Source organism: Salinibius halmophilus (assembly GCF_003577475.1).
GTDB lineage: Bacteria > Pseudomonadota > Gammaproteobacteria > Pseudomonadales > Natronospirillaceae > Salinibius > Salinibius halmophilus.
The window spans coordinates 181,858-203,922 of record NZ_QPEP01000001.1 but is presented as its reverse complement, the minus strand read 5'-3'; the positions used below and the strand labels follow the sequence as shown (position 1 = coordinate 203,922).

The following is a 22,065-nucleotide window of genomic DNA, read 5'->3' as shown; positions in this document are numbered from 1 at the left end:
AATGGGCAAAAACGTCGTCGTACTAGGTACCCAATGGGGTGACGAAGGTAAGGGTAAAATTGTTGACCTACTCACAGACGAAGCAACAGCAGTTGCACGTTTCCAAGGTGGTCACAACGCGGGTCATACCCTGATTGTTGGCGGTGAAAAAACGGTATTGCACCTGATTCCATCGGGTATTTTACGTCCTAACCTAACGTGCATTATCGGCAACGGTGTCGTCGTTGCGCCAGACGCACTTCTAAAAGAAATGGCGATGCTAGAAGAGCGTGGCGTACCAGTACGTGAGCGCCTACGTGTGAGCCTATCTTGCCCATTGATCTTGCCAGTACACGTAGCGCTCGACCAAGCCCGTGAAGAGCGCCGTGGTGACAAGAAAATCGGTACAACTGGTCGTGGTATTGGCCCTGCCTACGAAGACAAAGTGTCTCGTCGTGGTTTACGTATTGCCGACCTTTACCGTGACGACCTTGAAGTTAAACTTGCGGAACTGCTGGACTACCACAACCACCAGTTAACAACTTACTACAAGCAGCCTGCTGTTGATCTGCAAGAAACCTTGCAACAGTGCCGCGAATGGGGCGCTGCGATCAAAGAAATGGTTGCAGACACCGTAACTTTGCTACACGACCTACGTCGCGACGGCGCCAATGTCATGTTCGAAGGTGCACAGGGTGCACTATTAGACATCGACCATGGCACCTACCCATACGTAACGTCTTCAAACACCACTGCTGGTGGTGCGGCGACTGGTACAGGCCTTGGCCCACGTTACCTAGACTACGTTTTGGGTATCACAAAAGCTTACACCACTCGTGTTGGTGAAGGTCCATTCCCAACGGAACTATTTGATGACGTTGGTGCTGGCTTGGCTAGCCGTGGTCATGAGTTTGGTGCAACCACAGGCCGTGCTCGCCGTTGCGGTTGGTTCGACGCCGTGGCGGTACGTGAGTCAATCGCCATCAACTCCATGACAGGTATGTGCCTAACTAAGTTAGACGTATTAGACGGCATGGACGAAATCAAGGTGTGTGTTGGCTACCTAGACAAGAATGGTAACCCAACTGGCCTACCAGCTGACTGTGACGACTTCGCTGACCTACAACCTCAATACGAGACACTACCTGGTTGGTCTGAAAGCACGGTTGGTGCAAAAACACTTGAAGCGCTACCTGAAAACGCGCGTCGTTACATCAAGTACCTGGAAGAAGTCTGTGAGTGCCCAATCGACATTATCTCGACTGGCCCAGACCGCGAAGAAACCATCGTTCTTCGCCATGCATTTGGTGAGTAATTACTAAATGATTGTGAAAACGCCGGCCTTACGCCGGCGTTTTTGGTTTTTGTCGAGTGGGGTTTTACGGTATTTAGCTGGCTAACCATTGGCTAAATGTTGCTCACCAAGGCTTCGCAACCTAGGATATAGGTGTCAACTGAGGACGTAGGTTTTACAAAGCGAAGCTTTGGGAAACAATTTTTTGCAATATATTCGTTGCCCGACAAGTCGTGCAACCTACGACTAATTCAATTGTCACTCCCGCAGTCTTTTGAGCGGGAGTCTAGTTAGAGACCCTGAATGTTGGGTGGCTAGATCCCCCCGCGTGCGGACCAGCTAAAGCATGCGGGGATGACTTAAAAACGGAAGTAATATTATTAAACAAAACAATAACCGAGGACGTCACGTGAAAGCATGGCAAAAACAAGATCCTGAAGCCAAGGCTGAAGCAGGCAAATACGAAGACCCTGTGCCGTCGCGTACCTACTTATTGGCATGGATTGAACAGCATGACGCACCAGTAGACCTAGAAACTGTCTGCCGGGCGCTTAAAATTTTTGAAGAAGCGCAAATTGAAGGCGTGCGTCGCCGCCTAATTGCCATGTCGCGTGATGGTCAATTGGTCAGTAATCGCCGTGGACAGTTTGGTTTGGCTGCTAAAATGAACCTAACCATAGGTCGCGTTCGTGGCCACTCTGATGGTCATGGCTTATTAAAACCTGAGAAAGGCGACCCGATTTGGCTGCCAGCAAGCCAGATGCAATTATGCATGGATGGCGACAAGGTGAGCGTGCGCACCGAGCGTGGCTTTAAAGGTCGCTTAGAAGGCTTTGTTACCGAAGTGTTGGAGCGCGCCAATCAGCGGTTGGTTGGTCGTTTTTACCAGAACCATGGCATCGGTTACCTAATTGCCGAAAACCCTCGTATTCGCAACGAAATTCTCATTCCAAGCGAACTCGCTGGTCCGGCGCAAGACGGCGAGATGGTCGTTATAGAAATGCAGGAGTTCCCAAGCCGTCGCAAGCAAGGTATTGGTAAAGTGGCTGAAGTGCTAGGTAAGCACATGGCGCCTGGTATGGAAATCGACGTGGCGCTGCGCACTTACAATATTCCGCATGAGTTTCCGGCGGAAGTTAAAAAGCAGGCGCGTGCACTATCTGCCGAGGTAGCAGAAGCAGGCAAAACTGGTCGCGTTGATCTACGTAATCGTCCATTTGTAACCATTGATGGCGAAGACGCCAAAGATTTTGACGATGCCGTGCTGTGTACTGTTCGCCCAGGTGGTGGCTTTAAGTTGTTTGTTGCCATTGCCGATGTGTCACACTACGTACAGCCAAATAAGCCTTTAGACGATGAAGCCTATGAGCGCGCAACGTCGGTTTATTTCCCAGGCCAAGTGGTGCCAATGCTGCCAGAAGAGCTGTCCAATGGTCTGTGTTCTTTAAACCCAGAAGTCGACCGATTGGCCATGGTCTGCGAAATGACACTCGATACTGATGGTGAAATTGAAGATTATAAATTTTATGAGGGCGTGATTCACTCGCATGCTCGCCTAACTTATACCCAGGTTGCAGCGCTACTGGAAGACCCTTCAGCCCCAGCTGCAGCGCGTTTCGTTGATCGTGATAAAAAACTCATTAGGCCACTGAAAGCGCTCAATCGTCTTTATGAAGTGCTAGTAGCCAAGCGCAAAATACGTGGCGCCATTGAGTTTGAAACGCCAGAACCAATCATTGTGTTTAACGAGCATCGAAAAATCGATCAGATTGATGTGCGTACCCGCAATGTGGCGCATAAGATTATCGAAGAGTGCATGCTGGCGGCTAATACTTGTGCTGCCAAACTACTTGAAGGGTTAAAAATTCCGGCGCTTTATCGTGTGCACGAAGGGCCCAATGAAGAAAAGCTCGACAAGCTTCATAACTGGCTAGCTGCCCTAGGGTTATTCTTGCAAGGTGGTTTTGAGCCGTCACCCCGTGATGTGCAAAAGCTGCTGAAAGACACCGCTAACCGGCCAGATGCTGAGCAAATTCAGACCATGGTACTGCGCTCGATGAACCAAGCCGTGTATCAGCCAGACAACCATGGCCACTTTGGTTTAGCTTACAAGGCTTACACGCACTTTACCTCGCCAATTCGACGCTACCCAGATTTGTTGGTACACCGAGCCATTCGCGCCCAAATCCGCAGCTATCGTCGTTGTGCCAATATCAAACGTGTTGCCGATACGCGCAAAGAGCAGTTTGAGCATAACTACCCATATACGCTAAGCGATATGGCAGAAATGGGTGAGCACAGCTCGATGTGTGAACGTCGGGCCGACGAAGCCACTCGCGATGTGGTCAATTGGCTGAAATGTGAGTTTATGCAAGACCGTATCGGTGAAGAGTTTGCCGGTAAGGTCACCGCGGTGCGGCCATTTGGTTTGTTTGTTCAGCTGGATGATTATTTCATCGACGGCATGATTCATATTACTGGTTTAGGTAATGACTATTTTGTCTTTGATGAGCAGCGCCAAATGTTACTTGGCGAGCGCACGCGCAAGGTTTATCGCTTGGGTGATGAAATTAATGTGCAAATTGCTCGAGTAGACCTAGACGAGCGCCAGATCGACTTTGAAATTGTTGGAGTTGAGCGTCGCCAAGGTGGTAAGGCTGCAGCCAAGCGAGCACCTGTGAAGCAAGGTCACCGTAAAGGCAACAGTGGTAGCTTTGCCGATGACAAAATCGGCTCACTAGAAAAGCCAAAGCGTAAAAAACGCGGTTCGGCGGCCAAAAAAGGCAAAGCTGCAAAAAATAGTCGTAAAAAAACGGCCGGTAAAAAAGCTGGCAAAAAGAAGAGTAAAGGTTAAATGGAATCTGTCATTTATGGCATTCACGCGGTGCAAGCCGCGCTTACCGAGCAAGTAGATCAAATACGCGAAATCTGTGTGGCAGAAGATCGCAAAGACAAACGTATCGCCGTGATCAGCAAAGATGCCAAACAAGCGGGCATTCGTGTTAAGCGAATGAACAAAGATAGCTTCAACCGCTTGTGTAAAACCCACAAGTTGCCAGAGCAAGGTATTCAGGGCGTACTGGCAATGGTGGTTGAAATGTCGATGGCTCGTGAGGAGCAAATTGAAGACATTTTGAATGCCGTTGAGGGAGACCCGTTTGTGCTAGTGCTCGATGGCGTCACCGATCCGCACAACCTAGGCGCGTGTCTGCGCAGTGCCGATGCATCAGGCGTGAACCTAGTGATTGCACCAAAAGATAAAAGTGCCCCACTGAACGCCACAGCGATCAAAGTAGCTTGTGGCGCTGCCTCGACCGTGCCCTATGTGCAAGTGACTAATTTGTCGCGCACATTAGAGATGCTAAAAGATCGTGGTATCTGGTTCTATGGTGCCGCCGGTGAGACCGACGCAACCATTCATCAAACTAGCCTAACAGGCCCAGTGGGTATCGTGATGGGTGCTGAAGGAACTGGGCTGCGCCGTTTAACGCGCGAGCATTGTGATGGTCTGATGAAAATTCCTATGGTGGGTACTATGGAGAGTCTTAACGTATCCGTTGCGACCGGTATTATTTTGTTTGAGGTGCTGCGCCAGCGCACACTGTAATGATACTTACTCGGCCAAAATGTAATAACTCAGCTAGTCTTTGGTAGTATCTACTGTACATATTGAGGACTAGCATGGGAGACTTGCAGCCGCCAAAGTTCAGGCAAGCCGTTGTCGCTTCCATGCCTATTTTGTTATTGATAATAGCGCTAGCAGCCGTTTTTGCATTCATGCAGGCTCGCCAGACATCCCTGCAAGCCATTGCAGAAGTAAGCAGCGAACTACAAGCATTAGCGGCCGATCAGCGGCAACAATTGAGCAACCCAATTCAGCACTTGCAAGGTACTGCCCGTGCACCCGCAATGATGGCGGTCTATCCGCAGCCAATAAGCAGCGATAAGATCGCGATCGTCACCAATGAACTATCGTCTTTGGTTTACCGCAATCCCGACTACTACCAAGCGCGTTGGCTGTCGCCTCAGGGCGATGAGCTAGTTCGAATCGAGTTTATAGACGGCCAAATTGTAAATGGCCAAGAGCGCCTGCAGAATAAATCCCACCGAAGTTATCACCAGCACGCTTTGGCTGGCGATCCCTTTGATGTATACATAGGCCCACCCTCCCTTAACCGCGAGTTTGGTGAGATTGTTCTGCCCATTCAGCCTACTATTCGATATGCCATTAACTTGCCTAATAACAATGGCTACTTAATCATTAATTACCTTATTGAACCCAAGTTATGGGCTGGCGCATATTCGGTGCCATTTCGCCTAGCAGCAGAGAATGGCGACTGGATTGTTCATGAGGATGTCAATAAGCTTTGGGCAAGTGAGTATGGCCACGACTTCCGAGTTGATCATCAGTTTCCCAATGTATTCAATAGTGAACAAGGTTTTGCTGACCTAGAGGGTGAACATTGGCTCTGGAAGCAAGTTCAACCCGCTGGTAACTCATACTACTCTGGTGATATTTACAGTCGAACTCGCTTGGCGATGTTTGCCAGTGTTAATCAACAGCAGGTTGGCATGTTTGTTAGTTGGCAGTTGGCACCTACATGGCTGGTAGCGCTTTTGTTATTGATCGCTTCTGTTGGGTGGGTGAGAAAAAACCAACTGCATAAGCACCAAAGTCGACTACATGAGTTACAGTTGGCCGAGAGGACGGCCCTAGCAGAAAAAAATGCACAGGCAAAAAGTCAGTTTTTGGCCAACATGAGCCACGAAATTCGCACACCAATGAATGCTATTGTTGGTTTTGTACAAGTGCTAAAACAGAGTTCCTTAAACGAGCAGCAGCGCCAACAGTTAGGCCATATAAGCAGAGCAACGGAGTCGCTAACCACCATAATTAACGATATTTTAGACTTATCAAAGCTAGAAGCAGGCAAAATGTCGTTGTCACCTCGGCCAGTTAACCTAACTGAGCTGTTTGAGTCCACGGTCTCGCTTTATAGTGATGTGGCAAAGGCTAAAGATTTACAGCTTCGCTTGAATGTTAGTCCAGACATTGATCATCTAGTGGTAGTTGACGATCAGCGTCTTGGGCAGATACTGAATAATCTAGTGAGCAACGCGATTAAGTTCACTGAGCGAGGCAGTGTGGAAATAGGGGTTGTGGTGCAAGAGCAGACCTCACAAGCCTATCAGCTTCGGTTTTTTGTGGCAGATACAGGCAAAGGGATTAGTCGTGATAAGTTGAACAATATATTTGTTCAATTTAGTCAGGAAGATGACAGTATTACTCGCAAGTTTGGTGGTACCGGGTTAGGACTAACCATATGTAATAGTTTGCTTGAGTTGATGTCTTCAGCGCATTTGCAGGTAGAAAGTGAGCTCGGTGAAGGCAGCCGGTTCTCATTTTTACTTACCTTGGCGAAAGCAGGAGACATAAAATCCACCGAAAAACTGGCTTCAACCCATGTTGAAGCCAACGAACTGCCACAGTTTCCCAACGCTAAAGTAGTGGTTGTCGACGACACGCATGCAAACTTGCTTGTGGCGCAAGCGATGCTTGGGTTGTTTGGCGTTGTTCCCATTACCTTTGAGTCAGGCGGTGCTTTTTTGGCCTGGCAGGCGAATGAACAATTTGATCTGCTGTTTTTAGACATCCATATGCCGCAGTTGAGTGGCTACCAAGTGGCTCAGCAACTCCGCCAGACGGGCCTGCTGGCACCAATAGTGGCGCTAAGTGCGGCAGCAATGCCCGAAGATATTGCCCAAGCAAAAAAAGCAGGCATGACCTCGCATTTACCTAAGCCGTTCACAATTGACCAGTTAGCCGATGTGTTAGCTCTCTACTTAGACGCCACTGACGAAACTTGAACGATCCAAGCGTACTGGTTGCTTTTTGGGCAATAACCCAGTAAACTCCGCGCTCCCATTTTGGGCTTAACATTAACTCCTTACCTTATCGCGACGCAGCGAAAGGTTGTAAAACCGGAAGGAGCATTTATGCGTCATTACGAGATTGTGCTGCTGGTCCACCCAGACCAAAGCGAGCAAGTCCCGGCTATGGTCGAGCGTTACACAACTTCTGTTGTTGAGAACGGCGGTGCGGTGCACCGTAACGAAGACTGGGGCCGTCGCCAACTGGCTTACCAAATCAACAAAGTTCACAAGGCTCACTACATCTTGTTGAACATCGAAGCTGATGCAGAGACTGTTGAAGAGCTGAAAACTACTTTCCGCTTCAACGATGCAATTCTGCGCAGCATGTTCATCCGTCGTGATGAAGCGATCACTGAGGCTTCGCCTGTTAAGGCACAAGAGCAACGTGATCAGCGTAAACGTGAAGAACGTGCCGCTCGTGAAGAAGCTGCTCGTGCCGCTCAAGCTGATGCTGAAGAGTCTGCTGATGAAGCAGATTACGATGCTGAAGAAGACACTAACGAGTAATTCTGAGGAGGTCTATCATGGCTCGTTTTTTCCGTCGCCGTAAGTTCTGCCGCTTCTCAGCGGAAGGCGTTAAAGAAATCGATTACAAAGATATCGATACGCTGAAAGGCTACATCACTGAAACTGGTAAGATCGTTCCAAGCCGTATCACTGGCACTAGCGCTCGTTACCAGCGTCAGCTGGCTACTGCTATCAAGCGCGCTCGCTACTTGGCTCTATTGCCATACAGCGACGCTCACGACCAGTAATAGGGTGGCTTAGCAAGAACGCTAAGCTTAAGAATTTGATCGTCACGCTCATAGAGCGTTACAACCAGAGGACGACGAGATGGAAGTAATCCTACTCGACAAAGTTGGCAAAATCGGCGGCTTGGGCGACCAAGTTTCTGTTAAAGCTGGCTACGCGCGTAACTACCTGATCCCTCAAGGTAAAGCAGTTCGTGCAACCAAAGAAAGCATTGCTGAGTTCGAAGCGCGTCGCGCTGAACTTGAAAAAGCCGCAGCTGACAAACTAGCTGCAGCACAAGCGCGTGCTAACGAATTGAACGACCACCAAGTGACCATTACAGCTAACGCTGGTGACGAAGGTAAACTGTTCGGTTCTATCGGTACTCGTGACCTAGCTGAAGTAATCACTTCTGCACTAGTTGAAGTTGACAAGTCTGAAGTACGTCTACCAAACGGCGCTCTGCGTCAAGTTGGTGAGTACGACATCGAAGTACAACTTCACCCAGAAGTTACTGCAACAGTAAGCATCGTTATCGAAGCTGAATAATTTGCAGTAAGTCTAAAAAGCGCTGCCCTCGGGTGGCGTTTTTTTTGCTCGCAACATTGCCTTGCGCTCAGTGTATGCCAGCTACATATGCTTACAAAACTAGCATGCATAACCACTGAAGACTGCCGATAACCAAACCACTCACGGTGCTAGGATGGCAGCATGAAAATAACGTCGTTTCCCATTACCCAGATAAAACCAGTTGCATCGCAGACGTTGCCAACCGCATCCTTATCGATCACGACGGCAGCTAATCAAAGTGACACGCCAGTCATATTGATGAATCACAAATCGCTCTCGCATGCTCAAGGCGATGAGTTCGTTAGTACCGTGCTAGCCATGCAGCACGGGCAGAAGAACCCCTTTAAAAACCTAGATGCACTCACCCAATATGGCCTTAAACAAGGTGAGTCCTTTCGCGCAAGTTTTTCTACAATTGATTTTACTTCTAACGGCGACCCCATTGATGATTTAAAAAGCATTGAGCGATTAGTTAGCGGCCAACAGGCAAAAGATGGTGTTTCACTATCGCTTACCACAAGTGATGGCGATGAAGTAAGTATTCGCTTATCACATGTTAAATCTAGCCGAGGTGGCGCGCTGTCGGGTTTGAGCTTTGAATTCTCCGTGCAAGGTGAGCTGAGTGAAGAAGAACAACAAGCGATAACCCAGGTAGCTAGCAGCTGGCAAAGTCAAATAGACCGCCTTACTAAGGGCGATATGCCAGATATGAGCTTGTTTAAAGACCTACCAAGCAATATTACAGCGCTTAATATGGCGGTGAATGTTGGCCGCAATGAGTTCAGCGTGGCACTTAGTCAAGTGGATGGGGAGAAACAAATCACTGCTAAGTTAAACGGCCATCAAGCCAGTATGACCGTTGATTTAACTACAGTGCTGGCCACCAATGAAGCTAAACGCCAAGCAGCCGTTGCCCACTATGTTGGACTGTTAGAGGATGCCGGCCAGCGCAGCAAAGCAGATGACAAGGTGGTCGATTTTTTTAGTCAAACATTCGCAATGATGCAATCTGTGCCCGTCGCAGAGCCAAAAACTACTGATTTTCAAGCACAACGAGATGAGTCGCTGTTAAGTGGGTTGGCAGACTATCAGTTTGATTTTTCTGCCAAGCGCCAGCGATTAAACTTTTACCCAGGCAAAGAGCATGAAGTGGTACGCTTTGATGTTAGCGGCTCTCAAGAAACCAGCGTGAGTGGTGAGTGGAAAGAGCGTTTAATAAAACAAACTCAAACGCTTGAACTCACTTCTAGCTTTTATGAGCCATTACCGGGTTGGCAGGACATCGAGCTTGGTATGACGGCCGATAAACAAAATTACCGCTATGTTGAACTCAACGAAGCGGTGCGCAAAACCAGTGAGCAACAATACAAAGATGGTGAACTGGATTACGCCAGTATGCTCACTGAGCAGTCGCAAAGCCGCCGCGTGCGCGACTATCTAGCCAATGATCTAATCAAAGATGACCATCAGCAGCAAACTTCAGTAGAGTTGAAAGACTTTACCGACGAAATCAAAGCCGCCTCGCTAAACCTTGACCTTGAGCTGCTTGATGAAGTGCTCATTCAATGGCCGGATTTGTTGTAGGTTTGACGAATCTTTGATTCGGCTAACAAGTATCACCACCGACCAATGTTTCCCAAACCTACGGTTTGAAAAACCTACCTAGCCGCACCCTGAACCATGCTGGCATAACGGTAGGTTTGACGAATCTTTGATTCGGCTAACAAGTATCACCACCGACCAATGTTTCCCAAACCTACGGTTTGAAAAACCTACCTAGCCGCACCCTGAACCATGCTGGCATAACGGTAGGTTTGACGAATCTTTGATTCGGCTAACAAGTATCACCACCGACCAATGTTTCCCAAACCTACGGTTTGAAAAACCTACCTAGCCGCACCCTGAACCATGCTGGCATAACGGTAGGTTTGACGAATCTTTGATTCGGCTAACAAGTATCACCACCGACCAATGTTTCCCAAACCTACGGTTTATAAAACCTACCAGCCAGTCCCCGAACAATATCGACCTACGAGCCGCCAATACGTTACTATATCCTTTCGTTGAAGGAGAGTTTATGTCGAGCAATCGCCTACCGCCACAAGCCATTGAAGCCGAGCAGTCATTGCTAGGGGCCTTAATGCTGGATACCAGCAAATGGGACGACCTGTCGGAAATGGTTGAGCCGGCCGACTTTTATCAACCTGCGCACCAGTCTATTTTTGCCGCCATTCAGGCACTTCTTAACGAGGCGCACCCGGCTGATATGGTGACGGTAGCCGAGCAGTTGGAAAAACAAGGCGAACTGGATGAAGTAGGTGGCCGCGAGTACCTGCTCACATTGATTGATGAAGCCGGTGACCCCTTCAACGCCATCGCTTATGCGGAAATTGTTCGCGAGCGCTCTATTACCCGCAGCCTGATTTCTACCTGTAGTGATATTGTTGACCGCGCTTACGATCCGTCATTAGCCGATGCCGGCGCATTGTTAGCCGATGCCGAGCGCTCGGTATTAAAAATTGCTGAATCACGCCAAGGTGATGGTGGTTTGGTCAGCATTAAAGAAATCGCCAAAAAGGCGCTGCAAGATATTGAGGCCAAGTTTGAAGCTGGTGATGCGGTAACCGGTTTGCCGACTGGCTTTGATGAAATGGACAAAATGACCGCCGGCTTGCAGAAAGGTGACTTAATTATCGTTGCTGCCCGTCCATCGATGGGTAAAACGGCATTTTCGATGAACTTGGTGGAAGCCGCGCTGCATGCCGAGAAAGACAAACCAACAGTAGTGTTTTCACTAGAAATGCCATCGGCTCAGCTTGCTGGGCGTATGCTGTCGTCGATGGGGCGCATTGATGCACAAAAACTGCGCACCGGTAAGTTAGAACGTGATGATTTCACCAAGCTCACCGGCGCCTATAAAATGTTGTCATCGATGAACCTGCATATTGACGATACGCCAGGTTTAGGGCCGAATGAGATGCGAGCCCGCTTGCGCCGCTTAAAGCGCGAGCACAATGGCGTGGCGATGATCATGATCGACTATTTGCAGCTCATGCAGATTAAAGGCTTCAGCGAAGGCCGCACCGGTGAAATTTCTGAAATTTCGCGTAACTTAAAAGCCATCGCCCGTGAGTTTGACTGCCCAGTGATTGCCCTGTCGCAGCTAAACCGCTCGGTAGAGCAGCGTCCGAACAAGCGGCCAATGAACTCGGACTTGCGTGAGTCTGGGGCCATTGAACAGGACGCCGATATCATTATTTTCCTCTACCGTGATGAATACTATAACCCCGACAGCCCAGACAAAGGCACGGCGGAGATTATTTTGGGTAAGCACCGTAATGGCCCAGTTGGTTCGATTCGCTTAGCTTACCTCAACCAATACACGAGGTTTGAAAACCTCGCCCCAGATTATGAATATGGAGCACCTGCCGGATGAGTCGCGGGACCCGGGCGATAATCGATTTAGCCGCCCTTAGATTTAATCATCAAAAAGTTCGCCAGTTGGCACCTAACAGCAAAATTTGGTCAGTGGTCAAAGCCAATGGTTATGGTCATGGCGCCACTCGTATTGCACAAGCGCTAGCAGCGAGCACCGATGGTTTTGCCGTGGCTACCTTGGATGAAGCTTGCGAACTGCGCCAAGCAGGTATTGATAAGCCAATTTTGTTACTCGAGGGCACCGCGTCGGCTGGGCAAACTGGTGTTGCCTGTGAAGAAAACATCGAGTTAGTGATTCACAACCCAGAACAGTTGCAGTGGCTAGTTGAGCAGAAAAAGCCTGCTCGTGTGTGGTTAAAAATCGATACCGGCATGCACCGTTTGGGGATTTCTGTTGCGCAAGTGGCCGAGTTTGCCAAGCAAGTTTCTAATCAACTACATCTAACTCTGGTGGGCATAATGACCCACCTCGCCAGCGCCGATGAACCTGATAATCCACAAACCGACGAACAGCTAGCTCAGTTTGCGCAAGCGCAGGCTCTGCTGCCAAATGTTCAACACTGTATTAGCAACAGCGCCGCTACCGTTAGTTTGGTGGACACCCACGCTAATTGGATTCGCCCCGGCATCATTCTTTATGGAGCATCGCCTTTCGCCGACAAAACCGCCAAGCAACTAGGCTTTAAACCTGTAATGAGCTTGTTAGCACCGGTAATTGCTGTGCGAAACATCGATGTGGGCGAAAAAGTTGGCTATGGTGGTAACTGGACAGCCAAACGCCCAACCAGTGTGGCAACACTCGCCATTGGCTATGCCGATGGTTACCCAAGGCATGCCCCCAATGGCACGCCCGTCTGGCTTAATGGTCAGCAAGTTGAACTCATTGGGCGGGTGTCGATGGATATGATCACCGTCGACGTTACCGACTTGGCACATGTTGAGCTAGGTGATGAAGCGGTATTGTGGGGCGAGCAAGTCAGCGTCGATACCGTTGCCAGTGCCTGCAATACCATTGGCTATGAACTATTAACGCGGCGCAGCCTAAGAGTACCACTACAATTTCGCGATTAGTGCAAACAAGGTCGCTAACTAGGGAGCAGACATGAAAGCAGTACGAGTTAGTCAACAGCAAGACCAGATGCAAGTCAGTGTCGAATCAATGCAGCTTTCAGACTTGCCCGACCACGAGGTACTGATCAAGGTTCACTGGTCGTCGATCAATTATAAAGACGCCATGAGTGCCGCCGGTAACAAAGGCATTACGCGCAGTTTTCCACATACCACAGGGTTAGATGCTGCTGGCGAGGTGGTAGAAGATGCCAGTGGTGAGTTTCAGCCGGGCGAGCAAGTCGTGGTGATTGGTTACGACCTAGGGATGAACACCTGGGGTGGGCACTCGCAGTATATTCGAGTACCTGCCAGTTGGCCGGTGCGCTTACCCGAGGGCATGTCGGGGCGTTATGCTATGGCACTAGGCACGGCTGGCTTAACCGCTGGCTATTGTTTAGACAAGCTGCTCACCCATGGCTATCGTGCCGAGCAAGGGCCAATTTTGGTATCTGGTGCCACGGGTGGTGTAGGCTCGGTGGCCACCATGCTTTGTAGCCAATTGGGGTACCACACCATTGCCTTAACGGGGAAAGCAGACCAGCATGACTACCTTAAGCAGTTAGGCGCCAGCGACATTTGGCCTCGTGAGCAGTTTAAAGAAGGCAGTGAACGAGCACTAATGAAACCAGACATTGCTGCCGCCATTGATGTCGCCGGTGGTGAGCAACTGGTCACCATTTTAAAGCGCTTGCAGTTTGATGGCGCCGTAGCCGCTTGTGGCATCATTGATAGCCCAGAACTGCACCACATGATTTTCCCGTTTATTCTGCGTGGCACTAGCCTACTAGGCGTTGCGAGTGCCGATGCCCCGCGCAGTGCGCGCGAGCGCATGTTAGCGAAGTTTGCAGGCCAGTGGGCACTGCCCAAGCTTGAAGACTTTTGTGATCAAATTACCCTAGATGAGGTGCCAGAAATCATTACCAACATGATTGATGGCTCAAATACTCGTCGTATTGTTGTAAAGGTAAGCGAATGAACTTAGCCAGTGGCTGGCAGCCAGTACTAGAACCACATCTGGCTGCACCTTCGATGCAGCAGCTGCGTGATTTTTTGGCCAGCGAAGTGCGAGCCGGTAAAACCATTTTTCCGGCGCAAAAAAATGTGTTCCGTGCCTTCGAAGCGTTAGCGTTTAGTGATGTGAAAGTGGTGATTTTAGGGCAAGACCCCTACCACGGGCCGGGCCAAGCCGAAGGCTTAAGTTTTTCTGTACCACCCGGCGTGCCGGCGCCACCATCGCTGAAAAACATCTATAAGGAAATGGTGACCGATGTAGGCCTGCAACCGCCTAACCATGGCCATTTAATGCACTGGGTAGAGCAAGGGGTGCTGCTGCTCAATACCGTGTTAACGGTAGAAGCCGGGCAAGCTGGTAGTCACCAAAAGCGGGGCTGGGAGCAATTTACCGACGCCGTGATTCAAGAAGTGAATGCTCGCTTGGATAACGTGGTGTTTATGCTGTGGGGCGCACCGGCGCGTAAAAAAGCAGCCATGTTGGATAGTAGCCGCCATTGCGTTTTAGAAGCGCCACATCCAAGCCCACTTTCAGCCCACCGCGGTTTTTTTGGTTGTCAGCACTTCTCCAAGGCTAATGTCTACCTTCGCGCCAATAATCGCCCAGCGATAAACTGGCAGCTGCCAGAGTAAACCGCGCATCGCCACCTGAACCATTCAAGAACAGCGTGTTGACCATTCAGCATGCTGTCATCTTTTGCTGTTGCTTCGCCGTTAAACTGTGGGTGTCCAACAACAGGGCTGTCCAACAAAAGGAAATGACCCATGAAAAAGATTGCATTAATGATGACTCTGGTCGCGGGCTCAAGCGCCGCGCAAGATACCTTGTTTGATAAAGGCGTGAAGTTTGGTGGCTTTGGTGGCCCTGCTGCCAAGTACTACAACATAGAAGGTGAAGATTTATTCGTAGTAGGCGGCAAGGGTGGCTTGCTATTTGGTAGTGAACGCCATGAGTTTACCTTTGGTGGTGCTGGTTATTCGGGGGCGACATCCTTTGATAGTCAATATAGCTTTGCTGGTTTGTTGCTTGGTTATGCCTATAACACTGATGCAGTGGTACACCCTGAATTAGAACTAGCCATTGGTTCTGCTTATATTTATACCGAACTAAACGAGGATGAGGAAGTAGGTGAGTTTGGTCAGTTTGTCGATTTGACGCTCAGTGCTGAAGTGAACTTGCTAAGCTTTCTTCGTTCAGGCGTGGGCATCGGCTATCATCACTCTAATATCGATGCATTCAACAGCAGTAACCCATCTGGCTGGCACCTAGGCGTAGATTTTGAGTTTGGTGGTATGTAACTCACCCGCAGTGCAGTTGATTTCGGCTGTGCGATAAAATTTGGTTGTATCAGTTTGCTACCAATATGGCCGGTAGCAAACTAAAATTCCCTTGTATTTCAAATTAAAACCGCTACTGTTATCGCTCCGCCAAACAGTCAGCGGTGTAGGTGATTGCGCCATTTACTGTAAACAATGTATGGCTTCACCTGTAAGTTTGGTGCGAGGGAGTTGCACAGTTCGTTCAGTATTTGAGGATTTTATTGTGCAACATCCAATTGTTTCTTTGCAGGCGCAAGTTGCTAGTCAGCCAAATGCCCATGCGCTATCGTTTCAAGCTGCCCAACAGTGGCACCACCTAACTTATCAGGCGCTTTGGCAACAGGTAGAGACCCTTGCTGGTAGTATCACGCAAGTCGCCGAGCTTTCACCGATCGCTATTTTTTCAAACAACTGTCCTGAATGGATCGTCAGTGATCTCGCTGCTATGGCGACAGGTCATGTTGTGGTACCTATTTATGCAACCAGTACCGCAGAGCAGCTCAACCATATTTTAACCGACAGCGCGGCTAAGCTGGTGATTATAGGGGAACAGGCGCAATACGATGTGCTGGTACAAGCGCAACCTGAGGGTGTAGAAACTGTAGTGGTTATCTCCAACAAGGTTGTTATGCAAACAGACCTGCCATACCAGCAATTTACTTGGCAGCAGTTTGTAGCGCTGGATTGTCCTGCTGCCACGCTAAAAACCAATGACTTAGATAAACTAGCCACCCTTATTTACACTAGTGGTACAACCGGCAACCCAAAAGGGGTGATGCTAGACTTTAAAGCCTTGGCAAGCACTATCGAGCAGCACCAACAAGAACTTGGTTTTAAACCGCAAACTCGCTCATTGGCCATGTTGCCACTTTCACATATTTTTGAGCGTGCTTGGAGCTTATTTGTACTGTGCTCTGGTGGCCACAACTATATATTGCGCGACCCACAAGCACTGCGTGACGCTCTTCCTGAAGTGCAGCCACAAGCCATGTGTGTAGTGCCGCGAGTGTTAGAAAAAGTGTATAGCACCGTGCATGATAAAGTGGCGCATGCAAGCCCTGTTAAAAAGCTATTGTTCAAATTCTCTATTGCGCAAGGCGAGCGCGCGTTTGCCACGGGTAAACAAGGTGTGCTGTATCGCTTGGCCGACAAACTAGTGTTGTCAAAACTGCGCGCCACGCTAGGTGGTAAGCTCGAGCTCGTGCCTTGTGGTGGCGCCAAGTTAGACGAAAAAGTGAACCAGTTTTTCCAAGCCTTGGGTGTGCCGGTGATGTGTGGTTATGGCTTAACTGAAACAACAGCCACGGTTTGCTTTAATCGCGCCAATGCGCGCTCAATTGCAGACAACGGCTCGCCGCTGCCAAAAGTGGAAGTAAAAATAGGGGCTAAGAATGAGGTGCTAGTGCGCGGTGATACCGTGATGCGTGGCTACTACAATTTGCCGACTGCTACGAGCGAAGCGTTTGAAGATGGTTGGTTTAAAACTGGTGATGCAGGCTACCTAGATGAGCATGGCCGCCTAGTAATTACCGAGCGCATAAAAGAGCTGATGAAAACTTCAAATGGCAAGTACATAGCCCCACAGCGTATTGAAGGGGTGGTGGGTAAAGACTCGTGGATTGAGCAAATTGCAGTGGTTGCCGACTCACGTCACTTTGTTAGCGCCTTGATTGTGCCAGCATTTGAAGCGCTCGAAGCCTGGGCTAATGAGCAGCAAATTGCGTTTAAAGATAAAATGGAGCTACTACAGAATCACCAAGTGCGTGAGCACTTCAACCAACGCCTCAAAGAGCTGCAATCAGAACTGGCTAACTTTGAACAAATTAAAAAGTTCACGCTACTTAGCCGGGAGTTCAGCATGGAGCTTGGTGAAATTACCCCAACGCTTAAATTGCGCCGTAAAGTGATTATGGAGCGCTTTCAGCAAGAAATTGAGGCCATGTATAAGCCAGCCTAACTATCTTTGCTGAACACTAGTGTATCCGAGGCTAGAGGCGTGGATAAATCACTGGTCACAGCTTGAGCGGTTAAGTCGCAAAAAAGTCTGCTTTGTAGCAGGCTTTTTTTATGCTGCCAAGGTTCATGAGTTAGCCACTGGTTTTGTAAGTTAGCGGGCAAAATAAGGGGTACCGACTTGTTATGAATCTGGCTGAAAGTTGGATGTGGGGCAAGGGTGACCACTGCACAACTAAATGCCCAATCGCCACTTGCAGTCGGCCAGGCTTTGGCAACGCCCGCAAGGCAAGCATTGGTCTGCCAATGTACCCAGTAGGGTAGTTTGTTGTGCCACTCATAAAAACCATTGCTCGGTATTAAAATTGGGAAGCTGCGCGGGCGCTGATAATGGCTTGAGCTGGGCGTAAGCAGCTTGCTCGCTTTGGCATTAAAGCTGACAAACTTGGTATTGGGGTGGCCATTTGCTTGTCGTAATAACCACCAGCTAGCCGAAAAGCTGTGAAAGTCACCTTGCTTGCCTTGGGCAATGCACTGTAGCAAGTCGGTTGGCCGGCCCTGTGCTTGCTCGTAGGGTGTGAATGTAACGCCATACTGCTCAAATACAGCTCTTATGGCGTCGTTGTCGATTAAATTGAGTCGCCCGCACATGGCTTCTTTGGGTTTCCTTTCTACTATATTTGGTCATTATAGAATGGTTGCAGCAATGCCATGAACCTTAACACTGTCTTTGCTATGATAGCGAAAACCAATAAAAAAGCGTGATGCACCATGTTTAATGCCATTAAACAGCGTTTAAACGGCGGCGTAAGCTACAGCCCGTTGCCGTTGGTGACCAGTTTGCCCGACTGGCAGGCGGCACTGAAACAAAAGGACCTTGCGCAGCTAGACGAGCTGCTTAATGGTATGTCGTGCGCCGAACGCTACCCAGCTTGGTTAACGCTTGCTAAGTTGCCCAATAAAACCCTGCGCCAGTGGTATAACGACGCTGGCCATGCTGCGATAGCACTAGCAGTGCAATTATTCGAGCAAGCCATGACAATACGTGGCGATGGGTTTCCAGAGCAAGTAGACACTAAAATATGGAACCGATTCTTTGCGCTAACCGATGAAGCACAAGGCTGGTTAGAGCAGTTTAATCCGGGGGCGGATAATATCTTTTTTAGTGACTGGCAAAGCTGGATGATGCTAACTCAGTTAACGCATGCCGAGGGGGTGCACGCCATGCATGCTTGTAGAGTGGCGGCAAGCAAGCACTGCCCAGATAACTTTGTTGCCGATCGACACTATTTTTTGGCCATGAGCCGCCGCTTTGGTGGCGATAACGAGCAAATGTTCCAGTTTGCTCGCCAGGTACTTAAGCCAGCTTTGGGCGCTAGTCAGCATAGTCTATTAGCCTTTGCTTATAACGAGCTTGCCGCAACCTTGCGCGTTGATAAAGGGTTGGAAGCCTCGCAGCGCTACATGCAACGACCGGTATTTGTTGATGAGTTAAGTGAGTCGTTTCGCAAGTGGCTTGGAACGAAAGAGCTGTCTGTTGCCAATATTCAGCAACGCGCCCATACACCAATGGGGGTGTGGCAGTTAAACGAGTATGCCTTGGCCTTTGCGCAAATAGGCGAAGAGACTCTGCTGCCGCGAATCTTGCAAGCCATTGATGGCAACCTGATTGGCCTAAGTTGGCAACGGTTAGCAATGAACAAAAGCGAGGCAAAACAGCCGCGCAAGCACTATCAAAGGCTGCTAACGCAAGTGAAAAGTGGCTAAGTAGTCACAATGCGAGCAAATGGTGTTGGCAACCTAAAGATTGTTCAGCTTAGATTACAGCCACTGTGACACACTTGTAATGCATGTAACCCACATGCAATGAATTAGCAGATGCAAACAACAATAATTGGAGTCGATTATGAAGAAGCTGTTATTGGCTGCCACACTTGGCTTGGCTACCTTCGCGCAAGCAGGCGACTTAACTGGTGAGTGGCTGTGTCGTATCGAAATGAACAGGAACGACATCACGGTCAAATCTGAGCTGCGTTACCATTTTTACGAAGATGGCACCATGATGATTGAAAACGACTCAACCTACTATTTTGGTGGCCGCCAGCCAAATACTGAAACCTTTAGCCGCTCAGATGGTGAATATAAGTTAGCCGACGACAAACTGACGTTGATTTATGGTGAAAGTGAGTTGATTAGAGCCTTTGAAATTGTCCCTGAAACTGCGGAAAAAGTGGCAGCCGAAGTGCCGGAAGACCAAGTATTGATTCCTGCTGGTTACCAAGAAACGCAAACATTTCGCTTTGATGGCAGCCGTATTTTCTTTGTTGGACAGCCACCAAACGATCTAAAGTGTTTTAAACAGAACGTTTAACACTTCTCCTTTAATTGGTTGGAGGCCTTTATGAAACGCATTGCATTACTGGCATTGGCTGCAAGTTTGTCGGCCTGTCAAAGCACCGAAGCGGTCCGCATAAGTGCTGATGACATTCAAGGTATTGAATGGCAGCTAGTTGAACTAAATGGTGGTTCGCTAGTGGCTCAGCAAACCCCAGTGTTGTTATTGCAAGAAGGCCGTATGGGTGGTGTGACAACCTGCAATAATTATTTCGGCCAAGCACAAGTTACAGACAGTGACATCTCACTAGAAGTAATGGGCGTGACCGAAAAGTTTTGTCAGTCCGAGATGGAAACCGAGGACGAAATCCTCTCTGCGTTTGCCAAGGTGACCGCTTGGCAAGCCGATCAAACCAGCTTGACCCTACTGAGTGAGCAAGGCGTTGAGCTTATGCGCTGGCAAAAACAACTGCCAAAACAATAGCCAAAGCGAGTGTTATGCCATAGGCCGTTGCAGTTATGCGAACGGCTTTTTGCATATCCTCGGCAGTTAACACGCGCTCGACCTCGCCGATATAGGGTTTAACTACACGCTGACCAAAGTAGTCATTTGGGCCACCAAATTGGCAGTTTAGTCTACCTGCAAGGGCTGCTTCAGGGTAACCAGCATTTGGGCTAGCGTGTTGATTTCCATAACGCCAGATAAATGCCCATGCGCGCCGGCTATTTGCGGCGATCAATGCTGCTGTGATCCGAGCCGGTAGCCAGTTAGCCAGATCATCTATTTTTGCCGCTGCCCAGCCAAACTGCCAATAGCGTTCGGTTTTGTAGCCAATCATGCTGTCTAGCGTGTTGATCATTTTATAGGCTGTCATGCCAGGCAGCCCAAGTACGACAAACCAAAATATGGGGGCAATGACGCCATCACTTAGATTCTCAGCCAGCGTTTCTAGCGTGGCCTGCCGCACTTGTTGGGCCGTTAATTGACTGGTATCGCGCCCCACAATACGCGCAACTTGCTGGCGCCCAGCCGTGATGCCCTGTTCGTCCAATACCTCAAATACCATGCGTGCTTCCCGCACTAGGGTTGTATACGCCAACATATAAAATGCGCCGACGGCGTTCACTGCCAGTGCCAACCAAGGAGATATCCAGCTGGAGACAATCAGGATTAGACTAACGAGCAGAAATACACCGGCTACCATACCGCCAGCTAATAGACTGCCTGTTAACTTTCTGTACCGCCCTCGGTTGAGTGCCTTTTCACCCTTGCTGATTGCTTTGCCAAAATAGACAATCGGGTGGCCAGCTCCTGGGTCACCTAAGGCTTTATCCAATAGTGCTGCCAAAATAAGGGCTAGCCAGGTCATTGCAGAACTCCCTCGACAGGGGCCTCGACAGTCTCCTCAGATAAGCTGTTGAGCGTGCTAGTTAAACTATCGACCAAATACTGATCCGCCTCTTGGCCTTGACTGCACACGCGCACACAATATGGACTGCAGCCCCTAATGTTGCTTGCATCACGCACTAGAGTGCCAAACTTCTGACCAAGCAGTTGCTTTAATCGGGGGGCGGCAATTGGGGTGGTAAAAACAAAATAGCTGAGCTTACTAGGGTGAACCGTCACACCAGGAATTTGCGCCAACTGTTGTTGCAACCATTGGCTAGAACAGGCTTGCACTGGTTGATCTAATAACTGCTCAGCGCAGTGCAGGGCAATGCTATTCACTGGCCATGGAGGTTGCAAGCGCTGCAAGGCTTTAATCACTGGTGCGGGTGCCAGAATGTAGCCGATACGCAACCCTGCTATGGCCAACTCTTTAGTGAGTGAACGAACAATGACAAGGTTCTCATCATCACTTACTGCGCCGACTATACTAAGTTGTGGCTGCTGATAACCATAAGACTCATCAATAACTAGCCAACGGTCTGTTAGCCACTGCATCATTTGCTCTGGTTCATAACACTTGCCTGTGGGGTTGTTTGGGTTGCAAAGCCACAGCACATCGCACGGCTGAACGCTGTTAGCATAAGTTAACTTGTGGTCGTTGGCTGAGCAGGCCAACTCATACTCGCAAAACGTGGGCGTGATGATATGGCTATGTTTGCCACGAAAGTACTGCGCTAATAAGTAGATGGCTTCCGCCGCACCATTGCACAGCAGCAATTGGGTTGCCGCAACTGAGTGCTTGTTACATAGCTTTTGTTTGAGTTTATTCGCTTGCGGGTACTGGGATAACAACGGCGAGCTTTGCAATAATGCTTGCACATTAGGCGCTGGCCCTACATTGCTGCTGAAGTTGTAGCGTACTTCAAAACCGCAGGTTTCAATATCGTCTCCGTGCAATGCAGCTTGCATCTGATGTGGACACCTAAAACTGATCAATAGA

The 22,065-nt window shown here is 49.2% G+C and carries 20 protein-coding genes; 17 read left to right on the top strand and 3 right to left on the bottom strand.

All coding sequences use genetic code 11. The features are described from left to right. Window position 1: 1 nt before the first annotated feature. From DUW71_RS00840 to DUW71_RS00775, 14 genes are all read left to right on the top strand, one after another. On the top strand, window positions 2-1,294 hold the full coding sequence (locus tag DUW71_RS00840) for an adenylosuccinate synthase (RefSeq protein ID WP_119393339.1): 1,293 nt from the start codon (window positions 2-4) through the stop codon (window positions 1,292-1,294). A 388-nt stretch (window positions 1,295-1,682) separates the two neighbouring features. Then, window positions 1,683-4,127: a ribonuclease R gene (gene rnr, locus DUW71_RS00835; RefSeq protein WP_119393338.1), complete on the top strand. Its 2,445-nt coding sequence runs from the start codon at window positions 1,683-1,685 to the stop codon at window positions 4,125-4,127. Then, window positions 4,128-4,880, top strand: a complete 753-nt coding sequence (rlmB, locus tag DUW71_RS00830; RefSeq protein WP_119393337.1) for a 23S rRNA (guanosine(2251)-2'-O)-methyltransferase RlmB — start codon at window positions 4,128-4,130, stop codon at window positions 4,878-4,880. 74 nt (window positions 4,881-4,954) lie between these two features. Next, complete coding sequence (locus DUW71_RS00825; protein WP_119393336.1) at window positions 4,955-7,141, top strand: ATP-binding protein; 2,187 nt, start codon at window positions 4,955-4,957, stop codon at window positions 7,139-7,141. A gap of 129 nt (window positions 7,142-7,270) precedes the next feature. After that, on the top strand, window positions 7,271-7,714 hold the full coding sequence (gene rpsF / locus DUW71_RS00820) for a 30S ribosomal protein S6 (RefSeq protein ID WP_119393335.1): 444 nt from the start codon (window positions 7,271-7,273) through the stop codon (window positions 7,712-7,714). Between the two features lie 17 nt (window positions 7,715-7,731). After that, the gene (gene rpsR / locus DUW71_RS00815) at window positions 7,732-7,962 is read left to right on the top strand and encodes a 30S ribosomal protein S18 (RefSeq protein ID WP_119393334.1); all 231 of its coding nucleotides are present in this window, start codon (window positions 7,732-7,734) and stop codon (window positions 7,960-7,962) included. 79 nt (window positions 7,963-8,041) lie between these two features. After that, window positions 8,042-8,488 carry a 50S ribosomal protein L9 gene (gene rplI / locus DUW71_RS00810; RefSeq protein WP_119393333.1) on the top strand — a complete coding sequence of 149 codons (447 nt, stop codon included), beginning with the start codon at window positions 8,042-8,044 and terminating at the stop codon, window positions 8,486-8,488. Between the two features lie 162 nt (window positions 8,489-8,650). Then, complete coding sequence (locus tag DUW71_RS00805; protein WP_119393332.1) at window positions 8,651-10,093, top strand: hypothetical protein; 1,443 nt, start codon at window positions 8,651-8,653, stop codon at window positions 10,091-10,093. A gap of 493 nt (window positions 10,094-10,586) precedes the next feature. Further along, window positions 10,587-11,945: a replicative DNA helicase gene (dnaB, locus tag DUW71_RS00800; RefSeq protein WP_119393331.1), complete on the top strand. Its 1,359-nt coding sequence runs from the start codon at window positions 10,587-10,589 to the stop codon at window positions 11,943-11,945. Then, window positions 11,942-13,018, top strand: a complete 1,077-nt coding sequence (gene alr / locus DUW71_RS00795; protein ID WP_119393330.1) for an alanine racemase — start codon at window positions 11,942-11,944, stop codon at window positions 13,016-13,018. The genes dnaB and alr overlap by 4 nt, the downstream gene beginning before the upstream one ends. Window positions 13,019-13,049: 31 nt before the next feature. Further along, the gene (locus DUW71_RS00790; protein WP_119393329.1) at window positions 13,050-14,033 is read left to right on the top strand and encodes a YhdH/YhfP family quinone oxidoreductase; all 984 of its coding nucleotides are present in this window, start codon (window positions 13,050-13,052) and stop codon (window positions 14,031-14,033) included. Next, the gene (ung, locus tag DUW71_RS00785) at window positions 14,030-14,701 is read left to right on the top strand and encodes a uracil-DNA glycosylase (RefSeq protein ID WP_119393328.1); all 672 of its coding nucleotides are present in this window, start codon (window positions 14,030-14,032) and stop codon (window positions 14,699-14,701) included. The genes DUW71_RS00790 and ung overlap by 4 nt, the downstream gene beginning before the upstream one ends. Before the next feature lie 132 nt (window positions 14,702-14,833). Then, window positions 14,834-15,367 (top strand): hypothetical protein, encoded by a 534-nt coding sequence (locus DUW71_RS00780; protein WP_119393327.1) that lies wholly within the window; start codon window positions 14,834-14,836, stop codon window positions 15,365-15,367. A 244-nt stretch (window positions 15,368-15,611) separates the two neighbouring features. Next, on the top strand, window positions 15,612-17,345 hold the full coding sequence (locus DUW71_RS00775) for an AMP-dependent synthetase/ligase (protein WP_199671114.1): 1,734 nt from the start codon (window positions 15,612-15,614) through the stop codon (window positions 17,343-17,345). On the opposite strand, the gene DUW71_RS00770 is transcribed toward DUW71_RS00775, so the two are convergent. After that, window positions 17,342-17,992 (bottom strand): SOS response-associated peptidase family protein, encoded by a 651-nt coding sequence (locus tag DUW71_RS00770; RefSeq protein ID WP_119393325.1) that lies wholly within the window; start codon window positions 17,990-17,992, stop codon window positions 17,342-17,344. The genes DUW71_RS00775 and DUW71_RS00770 overlap by 4 nt on opposite strands. Window positions 17,993-18,112: 120 nt before the next feature. On the opposite strand from DUW71_RS00770, the gene DUW71_RS00765 reads away from it, so the two are divergent. From DUW71_RS00765 to DUW71_RS00755, 3 genes are all read left to right on the top strand, one after another. Beyond that, window positions 18,113-19,108: a hypothetical protein gene (locus DUW71_RS00765; protein WP_119393324.1), complete on the top strand. Its 996-nt coding sequence runs from the start codon at window positions 18,113-18,115 to the stop codon at window positions 19,106-19,108. A gap of 139 nt (window positions 19,109-19,247) precedes the next feature. Then, entirely contained in the window at window positions 19,248-19,712 is a 465-nt protein-coding gene (locus DUW71_RS00760; protein WP_119393323.1) for a hypothetical protein, read from the top strand. Window positions 19,713-19,742: 30 nt separating this feature from the next. Continuing rightward, entirely contained in the window at window positions 19,743-20,159 is a 417-nt protein-coding gene (locus DUW71_RS00755; RefSeq protein WP_119393322.1) for an META domain-containing protein, read from the top strand. On the opposite strand, the gene cbiB is transcribed toward DUW71_RS00755, so the two are convergent. Together cbiB and DUW71_RS00745 are read right to left on the bottom strand one after the other, a co-directional pair. Further along, on the bottom strand, window positions 20,125-21,045 hold the full coding sequence (gene cbiB / locus DUW71_RS00750; protein ID WP_119393321.1) for an adenosylcobinamide-phosphate synthase CbiB: 921 nt from the start codon (window positions 21,043-21,045) through the stop codon (window positions 20,125-20,127). The two genes, DUW71_RS00755 and cbiB, sit on opposite strands and share 35 nt — an antisense overlap. Then, the gene (locus DUW71_RS00745; RefSeq protein ID WP_119393320.1) at window positions 21,042-22,034 is read right to left on the bottom strand and encodes an aminotransferase class I/II-fold pyridoxal phosphate-dependent enzyme; all 993 of its coding nucleotides are present in this window, start codon (window positions 22,032-22,034) and stop codon (window positions 21,042-21,044) included. The genes cbiB and DUW71_RS00745 overlap by 4 nt, the downstream gene beginning before the upstream one ends. Between the last annotated feature and the right edge of the window lie 31 nt (window positions 22,035-22,065).

Bases quoted from the DNA above. Each gene is read 5' to 3' on its own strand.
- DUW71_RS00755 (WP_119393322.1), top strand. From the start codon at position 19,743: ATGAAACGCATTGCATTACTGGCATTGGCTGCAAGTTTGTCGGCCTGT.
- DUW71_RS00760 (WP_119393323.1), top strand. From the start codon at position 19,248: ATGAAGAAGCTGTTATTGGCTGCCACACTTGGCTTGGCTACCTTCGCG.
- DUW71_RS00825 (WP_119393336.1), top strand. From the start codon at position 4,955: ATGGGAGACTTGCAGCCGCCAAAGTTCAGGCAAGCCGTTGTCGCTTCC.
- DUW71_RS00790 (WP_119393329.1), top strand. From the start codon at position 13,050: ATGAAAGCAGTACGAGTTAGTCAACAGCAAGACCAGATGCAAGTCAGT.
- ung (WP_119393328.1), top strand. From the start codon at position 14,030: ATGAACTTAGCCAGTGGCTGGCAGCCAGTACTAGAACCACATCTGGCT.
- DUW71_RS00805 (WP_119393332.1), top strand. From the start codon at position 8,651: ATGAAAATAACGTCGTTTCCCATTACCCAGATAAAACCAGTTGCATCG.
- dnaB (WP_119393331.1), top strand. From the start codon at position 10,587: ATGTCGAGCAATCGCCTACCGCCACAAGCCATTGAAGCCGAGCAGTCA.
- rpsF (WP_119393335.1), top strand. From the start codon at position 7,271: ATGCGTCATTACGAGATTGTGCTGCTGGTCCACCCAGACCAAAGCGAG.
- DUW71_RS00770 (WP_119393325.1), bottom strand. From the start codon at position 17,992: ATGTGCGGGCGACTCAATTTAATCGACAACGACGCCATAAGAGCTGTA.
- cbiB (WP_119393321.1), bottom strand. From the start codon at position 21,045: ATGACCTGGCTAGCCCTTATTTTGGCAGCACTATTGGATAAAGCCTTA.
- DUW71_RS00780 (WP_119393327.1), top strand. From the start codon at position 14,834: ATGAAAAAGATTGCATTAATGATGACTCTGGTCGCGGGCTCAAGCGCC.
- alr (WP_119393330.1), top strand. From the start codon at position 11,942: ATGAGTCGCGGGACCCGGGCGATAATCGATTTAGCCGCCCTTAGATTT.
- rpsR (WP_119393334.1), top strand. From the start codon at position 7,732: ATGGCTCGTTTTTTCCGTCGCCGTAAGTTCTGCCGCTTCTCAGCGGAA.
- rlmB (WP_119393337.1), top strand. From the start codon at position 4,128: ATGGAATCTGTCATTTATGGCATTCACGCGGTGCAAGCCGCGCTTACC.
- rplI (WP_119393333.1), top strand. From the start codon at position 8,042: ATGGAAGTAATCCTACTCGACAAAGTTGGCAAAATCGGCGGCTTGGGC.
- DUW71_RS00840 (WP_119393339.1), top strand. From the start codon at position 2: ATGGGCAAAAACGTCGTCGTACTAGGTACCCAATGGGGTGACGAAGGT.
- DUW71_RS00765 (WP_119393324.1), top strand. From the start codon at position 18,113: ATGTTTAATGCCATTAAACAGCGTTTAAACGGCGGCGTAAGCTACAGC.
- DUW71_RS00745 (WP_119393320.1), bottom strand. From the start codon at position 22,034: ATGCAAGCTGCATTGCACGGAGACGATATTGAAACCTGCGGTTTTGAA.